Below are 16,736 nucleotides of genomic sequence, written 5' to 3'. Positions count from 1 at the left end.
TCGATAATATGCCTATGTGGGGTTTATACCCACCTATAGAAAGAAGAAGCGTCTCAGGTTCATAACCGGAGGCGCTTCCGTTGTTTCGGGCTGCCCAATTTCCCTGAGTGACAGTTAGAAGATGAAGTTGAGCATCAGGGTGTAGAGCTGAACATCTTTGTCTTCATTGTATCGAATAGGTGCTGTAACAAATTGGCCGTCATTGCCAGCGTTATAGTCTTTGCTATCCATATAGATACCCTGCCATTCAGCATTGAGTGATACTGTGTGGGTTAAATCATAGCGCATCCCAGCTGTTAGACTGTTTGATTTACGGCGATGATGGCTCTCTCCATACACCAAGTAAGGGGTAAACTTATTGATATTGTAAGCTGCACTGACATACCAGTTGGTTTGTAAGTCGTCTGTTTGCACTTCTGACATAAACAACCAGTCATTCATTGAATATTCACCACCAAGGGTGTAGATATTCAGCGTTTCTTTGTTTGGCGAAGCACTTGGCGCCATCAAGTATTTTGAGTTCATATAACCAAAATGAACACGATAGTTGAACCCACTGACTTCGGCTGATAACCCTGCAAGATGGTCAGTTTTGAAATTGAATTGGTGGCCACTGAACTCCACTTTGTTGTCGTTGCCGAAACCATAGTAGGGGGTTAATCGGACAACGGCTTCATCATTGACTTCCCACAGCCAAGAAGCGCTGATCCCTTCATAGGATGTGAAGCCAAGAATACTGTCATAAACTTCTTGTGGAGGACGAGCCCATGGATACGCCTGTCCAACATAGAAGTATTCAGAAATTAAAAACAGTGGGATACGCAACTTACCGCCTCGGACTGAGAACTGGTCAAAATCGTAATTCAGGTAAGCCCACTCTAGTTCAACATTAGACCAATGGTCTTGTGGCCGTTTAACCACTTGGACCGAAGCGTTCAAATCATCAATGATTGAAAGATCAGCTTGTAATCCAAACGTGGTGTCACAGTCGTAGCAAGTTTCATCGGTGATTTCACGGTGTACAAACAGAGGTGTGCTATTGTCCGATTTGGTAATAGACGTTGAGCCAAAGCCACTGATTGAGAAATTATCCGTTATTTGTATCGCAGCCACACTGGTTAAAGGGGATACAAGCAGAGCGCATGCGAGCAATGATTTCTGAGACATACCTTACTCTCCTTGTAAGACGGTTATAAGGATATTGGCATTTTCTGGAACGGCACTAACAGGCGCATAGGCGATGCCGTTAGGGTTTTCGTTTAGCCACTCAATGATATCTCGGATGTCATCGCTGCTAAGCTCTTCTGGTGGGGTGCCTTTGCCAGAAAATGATAGGCTTGCCCAGTAGCCATTCATTTGCGTCACCGATTTTCCCAGTAACATATTGTAAAATTCTTCCCGGTGAATAGATCTCTCCGGTAAATCGACTAATACAATCTTGATGCTACCGTTAAGCTTTTTGGTTTTTCCTTTATACAACATCCTCGCCTTACTTTTTGTAAGTGCAGGGATCTCATTATTTAATGAAAAAACAGCAAACTCGACATCTTTGATATTGTCGCTACCGTATGCCGGCAGGGTTATTATTGGTAGTGTTGTCAATAATAGTGTGAAAGACAATAAACTTTTTAAAGTCAATCCTTTGATCATTGATTTAGTTCCATCATTAGTGTCTATTCCTGCTATAAATGTTAGTAGACATTGACGTTAGTACAAATATACAAATTTGGATTTTTTGATCAAGGTGAGGTTATGGGGCTGCTTAATCGGTTTTCGATAAAATTTAGACTGATTTCTCTTGTTGTTCTGCCACTTACATTTTCTGGTGTGTTTGCAGTGATAGAGATTTCAAGCTTATTCGACAAGGTCTCTTCATTAAGTATATTAACTGCCCGAATGGAATTGTTGAAAGTTAATTCACAGTTTTCAAATGCAGTCCATGAATTAAAAATTAATAAGCTGTCCGGCACTGAAAGTAATGAAATAGTTGCAGGCTCTATTGAACGGATATCACAGTATTCAGCTTTAATTCCAATAGCATTTCCTAATATTGATTCCACCGAACAAATATCTTCCAGTGTTGAAATGAAAGATTTGATCGCCGAGTATGAATTTGTCGAATCGATAGATATCAATGATTGGTCTGATTGGGGATTTGATCTCCTCATACAGAATTTAGTGTCGTTAGAAAGAACTCCGCTGAATGTGGCTGATACCAATATTGAGCAAAAGCTGACTGTTTTGTATCAACTTCAATGGTTACAGCTTTGGGCTCAGCAGGAAAATTGGTATATCCGTATCATTGCTAACCAACCAGAACAAGCGGAAGAATACAAGGAGCAACTTGATACGATAATCGAAAGGCAGCAACTGATCATCGAAAGGTATTTATCTGTTAATGCAACGCCATCACAGATTGAACTACTAAGAAAAACGTTTGCGAACCCTGTTTTTGCTACAAGCTACCAATTGCGTGCAAGTATCTTTTCAAATTCATTTTCTGGATTTACCCAAGGCGACTCGTTTTCGGCATTGGATGAACGCTATACATTGATTCAGTTTTTGGTTACTGATATTAGTCGGGAATTAGCCCTAGATATACAGAGCAGCATAAGTCAATCTAAGAACTTGATTTGGGTGTATGCCTGTGTGATATCGCTTTCGATCATAATGATTATTTGGCTTGGGATAAACTTAATTCGGCGTATAGGCTCGTATTTACACCGGGTTCTCAAAGCAATGTCATTATTGGAAAACAGCACGAATGATCATTCCGCCGCCAAAGTTAAGGTTGATGGCAAGGATGAGTTTACTGTCTTTAGTCACCAGCTAAACGGGATGATTGAAGAGCGAATTGAAAATCACAACAAGCTGATTGTCGCCAAAGATGAGGCTGAAAAAGCCAACTTGGCCAAGAGTTCTTTCTTGGCGAATATGTCTCATGAAATTCGTACACCGCTTAATGGCATTATTGGTATGTCCGGCATTTTAGCCGATACCGACTTGTCGCCATCCCAATCGGAGTATGTTCAGACTATTGAAACGTCTTCTCAGACCTTGCTGCTGCTTATCAATGACATTTTGGATTTATCGAAAATAGAATCGGGTAACTTGGTATTGGCTGCAAGCGAAAGTCGGGTTGCAGAGGTGGCATACGATACTATGACAGTCGTACTTGCTAAAGCAGCAGCCAGCAAGCTTCATCTCGACGTGAAGATTTCCCCAAATTTGCCGGCGATGGTTATTTTGGATGAACACCGTTTACGACAGGTGCTGATGAACTTAGCGTCCAATGCTGTGAAATTTACTCAAGAAGGTGGGGTGACCCTTGAGATAGATTGCGTTCAGCATCAAGATGATCGTGCCGAGCTTTGCTTCTCTATGATAGATACAGGTATTGGTATTGAAAAAGACAAACAAGCTCAGGTGTTTGCCCCCTTTATTCAGGAAGACAGCTCCATTACCCGTCAGTTTGGTGGTACAGGGCTGGGTTTGGCTATTTGCCGCCAGTTAGTTGAATTAATGGGGGGAGAACTAGCCCTTGAGTCCGAAAAAGGGGCTGGCAGTCGTTTCTACTTCAGTCTGGATGTGGAAATATGTAAAGCACAAGATAGTTTATTGAATGTTTTGAAAGCACGCAGGGCGTTGGTACTTGGGGCCAATCAGGTTGCGAGATACCGAGTCGATAGTGAGTGCAAAGTGCTGGGGATGCAAGCGCAGTCAGCAGACGTAGCCGAGTTATCAACCATGCAGGAAAATGATTTTGATGTCATTTTTTATTGTCAGCTGGGTGTAAAGCAAACCACGTATGATCTTGGCTTGATTAACTCATTGATGCCAAATTTGAACATTATATTGTGTATCGACCACCGTGATGAGCAGCATGATTTCGGACACCTGATCTCAGGCATTGTGACCTTGCCTTTCTTTGGTAAGCGTTTAGTTAAGACGCTCAACAAAGCGCTAGAGACGAAAAAAGTTGCGTCTTCGCCCGAAGATGTAGACGTACTTACCGAGAAAACAACGATAAACAGCAAGGAAGCAAGCAACATTCCATCTCGTCGCGTTGCCAAATCTGTTCAGACTCCTCAAGTCAAGACACCAGACCTCGATAAGCCATTGGTTCTCATCGTTGAGGATAATGCTGTTAACCAAAAAGTTGCGAGCTTATTTTTGAAAAAAGCGGGTTATCAATTTGATATTGCCAACAACGGACAAGAAGCCGTGGATAAGGTGAAAGAAGGCAATAATTACTATGCCATTTTGATGGATTGTATGATGCCTGTAATGGACGGCTTTACCGCGACACAAGCTATTCGCGAGCTGGAGAAAAATACAGGGCAGCCAGGTCTGCATATCATTGCTCTTACCGCCAGTGTTCTTGATGACGATATTTCGAAGTGTTATGAAGTTGGTATGAATGATTATGTTGCCAAGCCATTTAAAAAAGACACGTTGTTAGAAAAATTGGCTAGTTTTAAGCAGTCTGGAGGGGTTGAGCATCAAGCGGTATAGCTCAGAAAGGCACAATTACCCCGCCGGCTTGTAAGAGATCTCTTACAAGCTGGTGGGATTTATATATTTATGCGTGTCAGATGTTTTCTTTTTATATTATTTAATGATTTTAAATCAATTACTTATGTTTTTTTTGTTGTGTGGTGCTAAAGCGGATATGAGAAGTGTGATCTATAACGGTTGCTTAGAATTTCAGTTCACGTAATCTTATTGCGTCGGAAGGAACTGACGGAACGGAACAGGAAAGCGGCCAAGGATGTTGGCAACCTCAGGATGAGGGCGGTGGATCAGGATGATTTATCGGACAAGGACTGTGAAGGGAACATCGAACGGAAGCGATACAGTAAGTAGGATACTTACTAGTCAGGACGACCTAAATGGACCACTTCAGGATGAAGTTAGGGACACCTCCAGGATGGAGAAGAGAGTCGAGACAGGAAGAATCGACGGGTCAAGGCGAGACCAAAAGGACATATCCAGGACGGATATACAAGGGAAGCGCTGAAGGATACAGCTTTATCAAGGAATGATGCAGGGAGCACCATAGTAGCCGGATTGCTGCATGTAAGACCAAAGGGCGCGACGAAAGTCGCGCCCGCTCTTTTTCTATCTTCTCTTAAAATGCTATTGAGCCAATGCTGTTGGCTTGGTTCGCAAACTCACCATTAACATGTACATGGCTGTTGCAAGTAGCACCGCAAAGAAAAAGCCTGTCAGTCCTGTTTCAGTATGCATCAAGTAATTCGCGACAACAGGACCAAAAGCCGACCCTACACTGTAACTAAACAGCATAATCTGCGTAGCAGACACGATCGAAGCCGACTCCAATCCATCACAAGCGAGTGTAATAGCAATTGGGTAGAGCGCAAACGCTGACATACCCAGCAAAGCCAAAGCCACAATTTGAACCCCGAAGCTGTTATCGAGGTGAACCAAGCCCATGGCAAATACACCCAATAGGCTCATCAATGCCAATAGCAGTGTTTTAGGCATACGATAGGACAGTTTACTAAGTACAGGTTGAATACTCATACCTCCTAGTACCGTTGCCGCCATTAAGCTACCTACTTGTTCAAGATTGTTGGTTGCTGCTTTTAGTGCAAGCGGTAATAAGCCATAGATAGAGCCCATTACAATACCTGATACCAGACAGCCAATTAATGCTGGTTTGCTCAGAGCCATGATTTGCTGAAAGCTCAGGCTTACATGCTCTTCTTGAGCAGGATTTGCCTGTTTGGCGGTCATTGCCGGAATCATAGCGACGATCAGCAAAGTGACCGTAGCAATAAATGGCAATGCACCACTGGCACCAATAAGCCCTATACCAAACTGACCGACTGTTGTGCCACCATACAATGACGTCATATAAAGGCCGAGGTTTTTTGCTCGCTCTTCTTTGCTATCGCCAATCAGTAGCCATGATTCAATCACAACAAAGATCCCGGCAACCGCAAAACCTGCGACGAACCGGCTTGCCATCCAAAGGCCGAGTGTTGAAGTCAGGCCCATGAAAGCGACTGAAGAAGCAAGGATTCCAACGAACCCCATAAATGCAATTCGGTGACCTACTTTTTTAATTACAGGTTCAATGAGCATGGCACCAGCAAGCAAACCGAAATAGTATATGCTTGCTAGCCAACCGGCTGCGACATTGGGTATCTGGTGGCTGGCCAACGTCAGAGGCAGCACACTCATGAAATACCCTGAGGCAACGGCAAAAATAGTCAGACCTAATATTGGAACCCATACTGGGCTCTTTACAGGCGTTGTAGCGTGCTCAATCACTACAGTGATCTCCAAAAGCAAAGTTAATAGTTACCGTTTAAAAAATGATAAACAGTAGAATGATGAAGTACCCAAGCCGCTGTGAGTCGTTTGGGAACGCTTGGGTATATAGTTGTTCGGGCAATGTTGGCAGCAGAGAAAGCCGCAAGAATTGTCGCTGATCGGGAATATGGCGAGAAAATGCCAATGAGTAAAATGACTAATTCTAATGTGAAAAGGCACTCAGATTCATGTAACTAATGTGGTGTATTTAATACTTTGATTGATAATGTTAAGTGAGCGGCTTTTTATGAGGTTTTTTGTTTTTAAGGCACTGAATATAATCGAACTTTATGTTTAGATTACTAAGTTTAATCGGTTGTAATGGCCTGTTAAATCGTTAGAGTGCGAACTAATTGGATGTGGGGCTCTTCATTGCATTTTTTGATGATTAAATAATAATTTTTTTATTGTTGAGGTCGTTTTGTTTTCATCTGGTGGCTTAAGCAATGTTTTAGTTTGGTGCAAGTGTTCACTGCGCTGAGGCAATGTATGTTTACTTTTAGATATAAGCTATTGATTGTTAGATAGCTAAAAATTGGCAAGGATTGTGCTGTGTCAAAAAGGCAATCTGACAATATTATAAGGAAGAAGCTTGTAGCAGGTGGTACACATTTTCACGTACTACTCTCAGTAGCGGGGGAGTAGTACTTTTTTGTGCTTTATGGGTTTTTATGAGTCAGGACTACGACGTACGCGCAGATAACGCGCAAAACGAGGTATTCCACTGTCAGTATAACCATTAAACCGGTAATGAATGATTGAACCCAGAGCCGGTGGCGATTGTCTGTCGAGATCACTAAAGCCTGTGCCAATCTTAAATTTCTTATTTTCCGGTGTCATAACCCAAACGGCTCCCATCAGCCCGTGATATTTACCTTTCCCTGGTTCATACCCCACAACGACAGCTTCACTATCTTGGTAGGTTTTTATCTTTATGAGTTGGTGATTACGTCCCGGTTGGTACAGGTTGTCTTTACGGTGCAGCATAATCCCTTCGCCCTTTTGGTCTTCAATCGTCTCTTGAAGATGCTCTAACTCAGATGCATTGGTGATTTCATATTGTGGGAGTAATTGTATGTGTGGCTGGTTTATGGATTGAATGTGCATTTCAAGGGCGTTCAGCCTTGCTTCAAATGGTGTGTCCATGGAAGGAGAGTCAAATACCATAAACTTTACTTTCTGCCACTCTTTCTCGTTGGGCTTCTGGTCGCGAACAATACTGCTGACCAGCTGAAATTGCTGACGGCCAACCCAGAGCTCCCCTTCTAACCAGGTGTTATTGGGTAAGACATCAACAAACCAAGGTGGGGCAATGATTGGATTACCTTGACGGGTGACCAGCGATGTTCCGGTCCAAATGGCTCTGATCCCATCCAGTTTTTCACTGGCAAAATAGTGATGTAGCTGATCTTGGAACGCATCATTAAGTGCTAAGGTTTGTATGTCAATGCTCCTTGCGTGCATAAGATCTTGGTGTATGGCGCTTGATGCAAACGCAGGATTAAAGGGGCTGATTGCAAATAAGATTAATGATGACAAAGAACTCAGCTGTATGCATGGCGGTAAAAGAAGGGGGTTCATCGTAATTAAGCCTCAAAAAGTGCACAACAATAATCGAAACCATAGGGCAGGTTCGACACTGACCCAAATATCATTGTTGGCAGGCGCTTTGATATACGACGGGCGAAGCACTTACTTGCAGATGTAAATGAGCGAGGCCAGTTTTTTTGTGAAGTACACCCGGCTGAGCAAGGTGAACACGATTCGGCGTTATTGTCAGATTTTGTTGCATCCTTGCTAGGTAGGGATAGAATTGCACGCTTGTGCTTTTTGAAACCAAATTATGATGTAACCATGTCAAATATCCAGCCTGCGACTTTCTATTCTCAGTGCCATGCTTTTTTTCAACGAAAAGGGGTGACACTTTCACCGCGAACCTATTTCATCCATGCGATGAGCTTTATGGCGCTGGGTTTATTTTCCTCACTTCTCATTGGCTCGATATTGAATACCGTCGGGATCAAACTCTCAATCCCGTTGTTTACCGACACCCTTTGGCCATTGGCGAAGCAAATGACAGGCCCCGCCATTGCTGTTGCAGTGGCCTATGCCCTAAAAGCACCACCATTGGTGATGTTTTCAGTAACAACGGTTGGAGCGGCAGGCGCGATGCTCGGTGGTCCTGTAGGGGCATTTGTCTCGGCGTTGATTGCCACGGAGCTTGGTAAGCTGGTCGCCAATGAAACTAAGGTCGATATACTGGTCACGCCAGCCATCACTATGGTCAGTGGTGTCTTGGTAGGGACGTTGATAGGCCCCTATATCGGACAGTTCATGACATCGCTTGGTGACCTCATCATGTCAGCAACGCTATTACAGCCACTTTTGATGGGAGCTGTGGTTGCGGTATTGATGGGGATGGCGTTAACTCTTCCTATCAGCAGTGCTGCTATCGCCATTATGCTAAGCCTTAACGGTCTTGCCGCTGGTGCTGCGACGGTAGGGTGTTGTGTTCAAATGGTTGGTTTTGCGGTCATGAGCTTTCGAGAGAACCGCTGGGCGGGAGTGATGGCGCAGGGGTTAGGAACATCTATGCTGCAAATGCCGAACATTATTAAGAATTATAGAATCTGGATCCCGACGATCTTGGCCTCCGCCATTCTTGGGCCAATTGCAACGACTATCTTTAAGTTAGAAAATACCCCTCTAGGTGCCGGAATGGGAACATCAGGCTTTGTTGGCCAAATACAGAGCTTTATAGCCCTTGAAGGCGCAGGCTGGGACAGCATGACAATGTACAGCGTGATCTTATTGATGCATCTTGTATTGCCGGCGATGCTAACCCTTGCATTTTCTGAGTTGTTCAGGAAAGCGGGTTGGATCAAACCGGGTGATTTGACGTTGAATTTGCAGTAGTCATGTTCGTCAGGCCATATATAGCTTCCTCAGTTGCTTGGATATATATATGAATTTGTGAAAATTTGATTTAAGTCTGACATTAGTTTTCTCTATACTGGTAGCTTATCTATCAGTACTAAGGGTTGTTTCTTTCCCTTGCTTATAGATAGGTTGATGGCGTACAAGGCTGTATTGCTCTTCAGTAAAGGGACTATTTACCGAACTTTATGGATATTGTGATATGGGATCTTGGAAATTATCATTAGTCGCAGGTTTGGTGGTTGGAGGTTTACTAACAACCGCTGTTTGGCATCGTTCACCTAGCCCGAGCCCAGAAGAGTTCGCAGAACTTCAATTAATAAACCAGCAATTGGCCGCTGATAAAACAGCCCTTGAATTGAAGTTCGAGCAATTTCAAACACAAAGTGCTCTTGAGATTGAGCAGGTTCGTACCGAGTTGATAGCATCTCAGCAAGTGATTGACGATCAGAAAGCGCAATTCAAGCAGCAAATCGCAGCGTTGACGACTGAGCAGAAAACGCTGGTGGTGAAGAAGAAGAAACTCGACACACAGGTTGTCAAACTCACCAGTACCGCTGAGCAGCAAAAAGCAGTATTGGATAATTCCAAAGCTCTTTATCAGCAGCAGTTATTACTGCAGAAGCAAATCATGTCTGCGAAGACCGATGTCAAGAAAGCACAGCAGATAGCCGCTGAGTTCAAGCAAGCTTGTGATGAGTTTAAATCTGGAACCAGTTGGAATTGGGTATCACAAGCTGATTGTGATAAGTACGATACTCGGTTAAAAGTTGTTGAAGGAGAGCAGGCTCAGCTTGCCGCACTTGAGCATGAGTTGGATTTACTGAATCAACGCATTGAAATCGAAATCCCAAGACCGAATTAAGATAGTGAAAAGAGGCGGGCTTAAGGCTCGCCTCTTTTTTTGGAGTGTATATGGACAATCTGTTTAGTGCGATTCCGTCGTCGTTACCTGATGAACTGTTTCAAGATATTCTGAACACAGATGCGGTGAGGGTTGAGCGTATAGTCTCTCGTGGCCATGTGACTCCTGAAGGGGATTGGTACGATCAAGATGAAAGCGAGTGGGTTATGGTGATGAAGGGGCGTGCTACCCTCATGTTTGAAGAGGGGAGGCGTGAGGTCTATATGGAGGCGGGCGATCATCTTAATATCCCTGCCCACCAACGTCACCGTGTGTCATGGACCGATCCGGATCAGGATACGATTTGGCTAGCAGTGTTTTATTCCGGCAATTAATACCACGGACTGGAAATATCTTACTGATCTTTATTTATGTTAATTAGCTAACGGAGATAGTACAAGGTTGCAGTGGTACAAGCGCATCGTGGGGCACCGAAATGCCCCAGCATATTATCAGCAGGCACGCGTTTAATCGTCCAATTCAATTGATAATGTTCTTGCTAATGCTTCTGGGTAGCCACGCTCATGGGCGAGTTTTACAGCGTACTGCTCGATTTCTTCTGCAGAAAGTGACCGTGTCACAGGAAAGGATTGTTCCACTGCCACATTGTTAACCTGCGCGTGATATAAGCCTGCAGATTGTAGCTGCTCAACAATACTGTTCGCCGCTGAAAGGGCAGAAGATGCTTTGACGATCTCGGTACGGGCATAACGCTTGCCCGCGAAGGAAACATCAGCGGCACGCAGGGTAATATCATCTCCAGGAATTTGTTGAGCACCAAAAAGCGGTTTCCCACCAACATTGGCTGTTTTGTAGTTAGGGACAAAACGAGACATATGCTTAATCGCGCGGTTTGAGCGTATTTCGATTTCTTTTTTGTCCCAACCAGACTTTATTTTTTTAATAAAGCCATGATCTAGCCTTGGCTGGGCACTATTGGATGTACTTTTGGCTAGCCCTTGTTTGAAGAGAGTGATTTCTTCAGTCATGCCGTGGAGCTGAAAGTATCCGCCAGGGTATGGTGTGAGTTGTGCCATGCCGTCTGGGGTACCACGCTCACCATGGAAGATAACCTCAGGCCAATAGCCTTGGCTGTCAGGCCATTGAGTTACGTAGGCGGCCTTAAACTCCACTAAGCGATGTCGCTTTTGTTCCGCCATATCGTCAATTTCACCGGTTTGGAAGCCACACGCATTAATCAGGTAGTCGACTTGGATTCGGCGAGTAATGTGATCATGGTGGGAGCTATCGTATTGCTGGTATTCAATTTCCCAGCGTTGATCGGTTTGCTGCGCCACGTGAGTCACTTTGCTTTGGGTGTTGATCTGGCAAGTGTCTAATGTTTCCAGTGCGAGATTGGCTGTAGCTGCGAGGCGGAAAACACTCCAGCCGTATTCTTGTACCAACACCAATGGAAACTTGAACTTGTCGAGTTCTAGATTTTTAGCGACAGGGATCATCCAGTCGTCAAAGTGAGTCGGTTGCTCGGGAATGTCTTGTGATGACAAAGCCTGTAAATCTTTTTTGTCATAGAGTTTGAAATAATGTTCAGGATCACCGATAACTCGGTTAGCGGGATCCAATGCGACTAGTTGAGTATATATTTGCTGCAATTTTTCCAAGCGAGGTAATAAAGCATTTGGGTTGCCGGTGTCATGCTTAGGCACGGCGATAACGGTAGGACGGACATTCACTGTGTGGGGAAACACTTTAAGTGAGTCAATAGATTGCCGTAGTAGAGTAATGCATTGTTCATCTGGAATTTCACGATAGAGATTACCTCCTGCATGAAGGTGGCAGATAGGGGGACCGTTGACAAGGCTTGCACCTTCTTCAAAAATCTCGACGTGAATACCCAACTCAGCCAAACGCATCGCAATGGTTGAGCCTGCTATGCCACCGCCAATAATACCTACTGAAAAAGCGGGGCGATGATCATGCGGGTTAACTTGTTCTTTCATATGAATGCGCGTCGTTAAATTTTAGTCTCTAGTTTACTCGATTTTACTGTGCATAGATCACATTGAAAACCGAAAAAGAGTAAGGCTATTAGGATCGGTGAATTTTTGTGGTGTTTTTTTTAGGCTTAGCCTGTCTTTGGGCACGATTTTTAAACAGATGTTTAAATGCACGCCACGATTGACAACTTAATGTGCGGAGAGGTGACGTTCCAACACAAAAAAATCACGTTATTTGCTCTTTTTATTGAAGAATTTTGTTATCTATATTTGTACAAAAGCTGTTCTTTGTTCTAAACCTTATTTGGTAGTGGTAAATAATAAAATAAGGACAGTTAGTTATGAATAAAGTCTTCAAGGTACTCCCGCTTGCACTATTGATATCCGGCGCTGTTCACGCTGCCACAGACAATCCATGGTATGTGGGCGCTCGGGTCGGTGGTACAACGTACGACAATCTAGATGGCGTAATTAAAGGCCAAAATGCCGATAAAGATGATTGGGGCGGTGGTGTATTTGTTGGTTACAACGTCAACTCTTGGTTTGGGTTAGAAGGTGGTTATACCTACTTAGGCCAAGCTGACTATGACAGTGATGGATTTGAAGTTCAAGGTATAGACTTGGTAGGTAAGTTTACCTACGAGATGACTGACTCGTTTGATTTATACGGTAAATTGGGTGGGTTTGTCGCATTTGTCGATAATGACAATGTCAATGACGACAATAACAACTTGGCAGGGACGGCAGGTGTTGGTGTCGAGTATTTCTTCAATAATGACTTATCGGCTCGTGCAGAATACCAGTACTATAACCAGGTCGGTAAAACGGAATCCCCTGGTGAAAGTGATGTGCATTTTTATGGTTTGAGCTTGGTTTACCATTGGGGAGCGCCAGCACCCGTTCCTGTCATCGAACCTGAGCCAGAGCCAATGCCTGAGCCGGTTCCAGAAGTCGTGAAAATTGAACCGGTAGGGGCAGTTCTGCCATTCGCTTTTGACAGTAACAAGTTGACTCAAAGAGATATCGAGTTGCTTCAACCTGTCGCCAAGCAGTTAGTCGCATACCCTGATACCCAGCTGTATGTCGTCGGTCATACCGATAGCCGAGGCGCATTGGAGTATAATCAGAAACTGTCAGAAGAGCGTGCGGCAGTTGTTGCGGGTTATGTTGGCGATCATTTCGGTATCGATGAAAGCCGAATTGTAGCCCAGGGACGTGGTGAGTTAGAGCCAGTAGCAACCAATGACAATGAAGAGGGACGTGCACAAAACCGTCGTGTTGAAGTGTTTGTTCCTGGATTCGAAATAAACCAATAACCTCAAGTAAGGTTTCAATAAAAAATCCAGCATCTTTCGATGCTGGATTTTTTTTAACTATGGGTACTTAGGAAGGTCGGCTTATACCGCCTTAATATCAGCAGCTTCTACTTTAGCTTCAGCTGCCTTACAGGCCGCTGCCGTAAAGATAACGTCAGTGGAGCTATTAAGGGCTGTTTCCGCAGAGTCCTGGATAACACCGATAATAAAGCCAACAGCTACAACCTGCATCGCAACATCGTTCGGAATTCCGAATAAGCTACATGCCAATGGGATCAGAAGCAGTGAACCCCCAGCGACACCTGATGCACCACACGCTGATACTGCCGCAACAACGCTCAATAGAACGGCTGTCGCAACATCGACTTCGATACCCATAGTATGTACAGCGGCTAGCGTCAGTACGGTAATCGTGATTGCTGCACCTGCCATGTTAATAGTCGCACCCAGAGGGATAGAAACTGAGTAAGTATCTTCATGCAAATCGAGATCTTTACAGAGCTGCATGTTCACTGGAATGTTTGCGGCTGAACTACGGGTGAAGAAGGCGGTAATACCACTTTCGCGGATACAGCGAAGAACTAGCGGGTAAGGGTTTTGTTTCGTTTTGACGAAAACAATGATTGGGTTAACAACAAAGGCAATCACTGCCATCGAGCCCAAAAGCACCGCAAGAAGGTGTCCGTAGCCGAACAGCGCGTCGAATCCTGTTTCAGCGAAGGTGTTGGCGACTAGACCAAAAATACCGATAGGTGCCAGACGGATCACAAAACGAACGATAAGTGTAATGCCGTTAGACACGTCGTGGAAAACCTGTTTGGTTGCATCACTGGCTTGGTGAAGGGCAAAGCCAAGGGCAATAGCCCACGCCAAGATACCAATAAAGTTGCCAGACATCAGGGCGTTAACTGGGTTATCAACGATCTTGAACAGTAGTGTATTCAATACTTCGGCGATACCTTCAGGTGGCGTTGCACCCGTTGCACCCGTTACCAGAGTTAAAGTGGTAGGGAAAAGGAAACTCATGGTTACGGCAGTCAATGAGGCCATTAAAGTACCGAATAGATACAGCACAATGATCGGCTTCATGTTGGTATGTGCGCCTTTCTTCTGGTTGGCAATTGAAGAGGCAACCAAAATGAAGACCAAGATTGGAGCAACGGCTTTTAGTGCGCTGACGAATAAACCGCCGAGTAAACCGACTTTAACGGCTGAATCGGGGGCGAGTAGTGCAAGAAGAACACCGGCGACAATACCAACGAGTATTTGTACGACCAGGCTTCCATTTGCAACTCGGGCTAGAAAGGGTTGTGTTTGGTTCATAATACATCCTGCATATTTATAGTTTTGACGCTAAGCATTAAATCTTGCTAGCGATACATTTTGTAACAGGAATTCTTGCATATTTCCACCACCTATTAAAGAAACTTTTGATTCACCTGAATTTAACAACTTATTTCTGCTTCGTGTGAAGTCTTTAATTCTATTGGGACCGAAGTGGCGGGTTGTTAAGAACGGAAAATGCAAGGATAGGCTGGATGTTAAAAAACCCACCGAAAGGTGGGCTTTGTGGGCGGTAAAGTGCTGTTATTGTGGGGTTATTGGCTCAAGAGCACTTGACTTAGCATTTACATCCCTAATGGTTGTTTTATTCAGTTCCTGCATAATTAATAGCGCATCTCTCTTGATTGTCTCTTTTTTCTGGCTTTTATCTTTGCTGTAAGCACATTGCATGACATTTTGTATCGCCTTATGTAGCTCGTCATGTTGCGGGTGGTTAGGGGAGTGCTTTAACCATTGTTGGAAGTAGCTTTGCAATTGAATCGGCTGATCTTGATCTAACGCTTGAATCATGCCTTCCACCGGTGAAAGTGGCTGTTTAACCTGAGCAGAGATTAGGTTGCGAGGCTGTTGTTTGCGTTTGTATTTTTCAATAAACAACAAGATAAGCGTAGTAAGCCACAGTATGGCAAGACACAAACTCAGCCATGGCCACCAACCACTGTCTCGAATGATCTCTGTTTGAACGTTGTTGTCCGTAGGCACGGCATTCTCTGGCTGTAGAACTTGCGGTGGTAAGAATGCTTGGGAGTTTGGATCTCCTGGCAGAACGCTTAATGTTAAGCCATCGATGTTACTCGTTTCTTGTTTTGACGTCGCGGTATTCCACCAGTTAATAGATAATGCAGGCAGGCTGATCTCACCGGCTTGACGGGGAATGATCACCTGTTTGATGGTCATCGAGGTGAATTCATTGTCACTGCCGTATACCGGGTTCTCATTATAAACACGGACGGAGTTTGGGTATTGCAAGTTGAGATTGGGTAAGCTGCTTTGCTCAGCATTTTTGATTCTTAAGGTAATGGTTCGGCTGATTGGCTCGCCGACTTCCATTTCTTGGACATCAGGCTGCCATTGCTGCTCCAGTTCAAGAGCTTCAGTTGGTAACCATAGTCCTTTGTAGTCAGCGGGCTTCGCTAAAACCGATAAACTCAAGTCATCGGCTTGTTGTTCAAATGGAATTTGAAGAGTGGAGCCAAACCCGCGGTTCCCCTTAATAAGGTTGCCGGTAAATTTTGCACCACGTAGCAGGATGTCACCCGCATTGTTGGCGGTAATTTGATAATCACGAGTAATGATTAGATAGCGTCGGCCATTAAGTACCGTTTCGACCTGTCTATCTTCCCCGATCTGTCTAACGTTGAGGCCGTCACCGGAAGGTGCTTGCAGTGCCGCTTGGCTCATTTGTTCACCAATGCGAATTCTTACCGTATAGCGAAAACTTTCACCGACATACAGTTGATCTTTGTTACTTTCAGCATCAATTTTTATTTCGGGCTTCGAGGGGGAGGAAGCAGATTTGTTTGCAGACTTCAGCACCGTCATCTTAATTGGATCAGTCTGGCTGGCACCAAGACGAAAGCTGGGGATCGTAAACTCACCAACTTCCTTGGCTGCAACGGCTATTTTCCATTCGGTCTGTCGCGTTACGACACCATTAACAAAGCTAGTACCGCTGCTCACTGACGGTGTGCCGTAATTGAAATGGACATCAAGATTGCTGAGGTCGAGTGCGTTGGTATTGACGTTATCATCGACATTAATCGTGAGCTGAAACACTTCGTTAACGCCGACAATATTCTTGGAAACCGTTGCAACAGCTTGAGCTGCGAAAGAAGGCGTTGAAAAGGCAAAAAGCCAGCTAAGAAACAGCCCTTTAAGCCAATGTTGGCAAAGGGATGAATATTGATAATTGTTAAACATACTATTAATGATCAT

Annotated in this window: 12 protein-coding genes; 5 read left to right on the top strand and 7 right to left on the bottom strand. The window is 44.3% G+C overall.

Annotated elements, in window-relative coordinates; translation table 11 throughout:
- Window positions 1-114: 114 nt before the first annotated feature.
- Both C9I99_RS05250 and C9I99_RS05245 read right to left on the bottom strand, forming a co-directional pair.
- Window positions 115-1,167, bottom strand: coding sequence for a porin family protein (locus C9I99_RS05250; RefSeq protein ID WP_107347752.1), 1,053 nt, complete (start codon window positions 1,165-1,167; stop codon window positions 115-117).
- A gap of 3 nt (window positions 1,168-1,170) precedes the next feature.
- A complete protein-coding gene (locus C9I99_RS05245; protein WP_107347751.1) occupies window positions 1,171-1,650 on the bottom strand; it encodes a hypothetical protein in 480 nt (159 codons plus the stop codon).
- A 102-nt stretch (window positions 1,651-1,752) separates the two neighbouring features.
- On the opposite strand from C9I99_RS05245, the gene C9I99_RS05240 reads away from it, so the two are divergent.
- Window positions 1,753-4,515 carry a hybrid sensor histidine kinase/response regulator gene (locus C9I99_RS05240; protein ID WP_107347750.1) on the top strand — a complete coding sequence of 921 codons (2,763 nt, stop codon included), beginning with the start codon at window positions 1,753-1,755 and terminating at the stop codon, window positions 4,513-4,515.
- 624 nt (window positions 4,516-5,139) lie between these two features.
- Here the strand turns inward: C9I99_RS05240 and C9I99_RS05230 are convergent.
- Together C9I99_RS05230 and C9I99_RS05225 are read right to left on the bottom strand one after the other, a co-directional pair.
- Window positions 5,140-6,300 (bottom strand): MFS transporter, encoded by a 1,161-nt coding sequence (locus C9I99_RS05230; protein ID WP_243734579.1) that lies wholly within the window; start codon window positions 6,298-6,300, stop codon window positions 5,140-5,142.
- Between the two features lie 711 nt (window positions 6,301-7,011).
- Window positions 7,012-7,923, bottom strand: a complete 912-nt coding sequence (locus C9I99_RS05225; RefSeq protein WP_107347749.1) for a DNA ligase — start codon at window positions 7,921-7,923, stop codon at window positions 7,012-7,014.
- A gap of 273 nt (window positions 7,924-8,196) precedes the next feature.
- Here C9I99_RS05225 and C9I99_RS05220 point away from each other — a divergent pair, with 273 nt between their 5' ends.
- The 3 genes from C9I99_RS05220 (at window position 8,197) to C9I99_RS05210 (ending at window position 10,518) form a co-directional block, all read left to right on the top strand.
- Window positions 8,197-9,258 carry a PTS sugar transporter subunit IIC gene (locus C9I99_RS05220; RefSeq protein ID WP_107347748.1) on the top strand — a complete coding sequence of 354 codons (1,062 nt, stop codon included), beginning with the start codon at window positions 8,197-8,199 and terminating at the stop codon, window positions 9,256-9,258.
- 223 nt (window positions 9,259-9,481) lie between these two features.
- Window positions 9,482-10,144, top strand: coding sequence for a chromosome segregation ATPase (locus C9I99_RS05215; protein WP_107347747.1), 663 nt, complete (start codon window positions 9,482-9,484; stop codon window positions 10,142-10,144).
- A 50-nt stretch (window positions 10,145-10,194) separates the two neighbouring features.
- On the top strand, window positions 10,195-10,518 hold the full coding sequence (locus tag C9I99_RS05210) for a cupin domain-containing protein (RefSeq protein WP_107347746.1): 324 nt from the start codon (window positions 10,195-10,197) through the stop codon (window positions 10,516-10,518).
- A gap of 132 nt (window positions 10,519-10,650) precedes the next feature.
- Here the strand turns inward: C9I99_RS05210 and C9I99_RS05205 are convergent, their stop codons facing one another.
- Window positions 10,651-12,144, bottom strand: coding sequence for an NAD(P)-binding protein (locus C9I99_RS05205; RefSeq protein WP_107347745.1), 1,494 nt, complete (start codon window positions 12,142-12,144; stop codon window positions 10,651-10,653).
- Between the two features lie 338 nt (window positions 12,145-12,482).
- Between C9I99_RS05205 and C9I99_RS05200 the strand changes: the two genes are divergently transcribed.
- A complete protein-coding gene (locus C9I99_RS05200) occupies window positions 12,483-13,457 on the top strand; it encodes an OmpA family protein (protein WP_107347744.1) in 975 nt (324 codons plus the stop codon).
- Window positions 13,458-13,538: 81 nt separating this feature from the next.
- Here C9I99_RS05200 and sstT read toward each other — a convergent pair whose 3' ends face one another.
- Entirely contained in the window at window positions 13,539-14,780 is a 1,242-nt protein-coding gene (sstT, locus tag C9I99_RS05195; protein ID WP_107347743.1) for a serine/threonine transporter SstT, read from the bottom strand.
- Between the two features lie 264 nt (window positions 14,781-15,044).
- Window positions 15,045-16,736: a BatD family protein gene (locus C9I99_RS05190; RefSeq protein WP_107347742.1), complete on the bottom strand. Its 1,692-nt coding sequence runs from the start codon at window positions 16,734-16,736 to the stop codon at window positions 15,045-15,047.

Origin of the sequence: Photobacterium lutimaris (genome assembly GCF_003025555.1) — a bacterium.
Taxonomy (GTDB): Bacteria; Pseudomonadota; Gammaproteobacteria; order Enterobacterales; family Vibrionaceae; genus Photobacterium; species Photobacterium lutimaris.
Note: the sequence above shows the minus strand (reverse complement) of the source record. Positions and strands in the feature narration are given on the sequence as shown.

Excerpts from the sequence above, each read along its gene's own strand:
- C9I99_RS05215 (WP_107347747.1), top strand. The coding sequence starts at position 9,482 with ATGGGATCTTGGAAATTATCATTAGTCGCAGGTTTGGTGGTTGGAGGT.
- C9I99_RS05200 (WP_107347744.1), top strand. The coding sequence starts at position 12,483 with ATGAATAAAGTCTTCAAGGTACTCCCGCTTGCACTATTGATATCCGGC.
- C9I99_RS05250 (WP_107347752.1), bottom strand. The coding sequence starts at position 1,167 with ATGTCTCAGAAATCATTGCTCGCATGCGCTCTGCTTGTATCCCCTTTA.
- sstT (WP_107347743.1), bottom strand. The coding sequence starts at position 14,780 with ATGAACCAAACACAACCCTTTCTAGCCCGAGTTGCAAATGGAAGCCTG.
- C9I99_RS05225 (WP_107347749.1), bottom strand. The coding sequence starts at position 7,923 with ATGAACCCCCTTCTTTTACCGCCATGCATACAGCTGAGTTCTTTGTCA.
- C9I99_RS05205 (WP_107347745.1), bottom strand. The coding sequence starts at position 12,144 with ATGAAAGAACAAGTTAACCCGCATGATCATCGCCCCGCTTTTTCAGTA.
- C9I99_RS05240 (WP_107347750.1), top strand. The coding sequence starts at position 1,753 with ATGGGGCTGCTTAATCGGTTTTCGATAAAATTTAGACTGATTTCTCTT.
- C9I99_RS05220 (WP_107347748.1), top strand. The coding sequence starts at position 8,197 with ATGTCAAATATCCAGCCTGCGACTTTCTATTCTCAGTGCCATGCTTTT.
- C9I99_RS05210 (WP_107347746.1), top strand. The coding sequence starts at position 10,195 with ATGGACAATCTGTTTAGTGCGATTCCGTCGTCGTTACCTGATGAACTG.
- C9I99_RS05245 (WP_107347751.1), bottom strand. The coding sequence starts at position 1,650 with ATGATCAAAGGATTGACTTTAAAAAGTTTATTGTCTTTCACACTATTA.
- C9I99_RS05190 (WP_107347742.1), bottom strand. The coding sequence starts at position 16,736 with ATGATCATTAATAGTATGTTTAACAATTATCAATATTCATCCCTTTGC.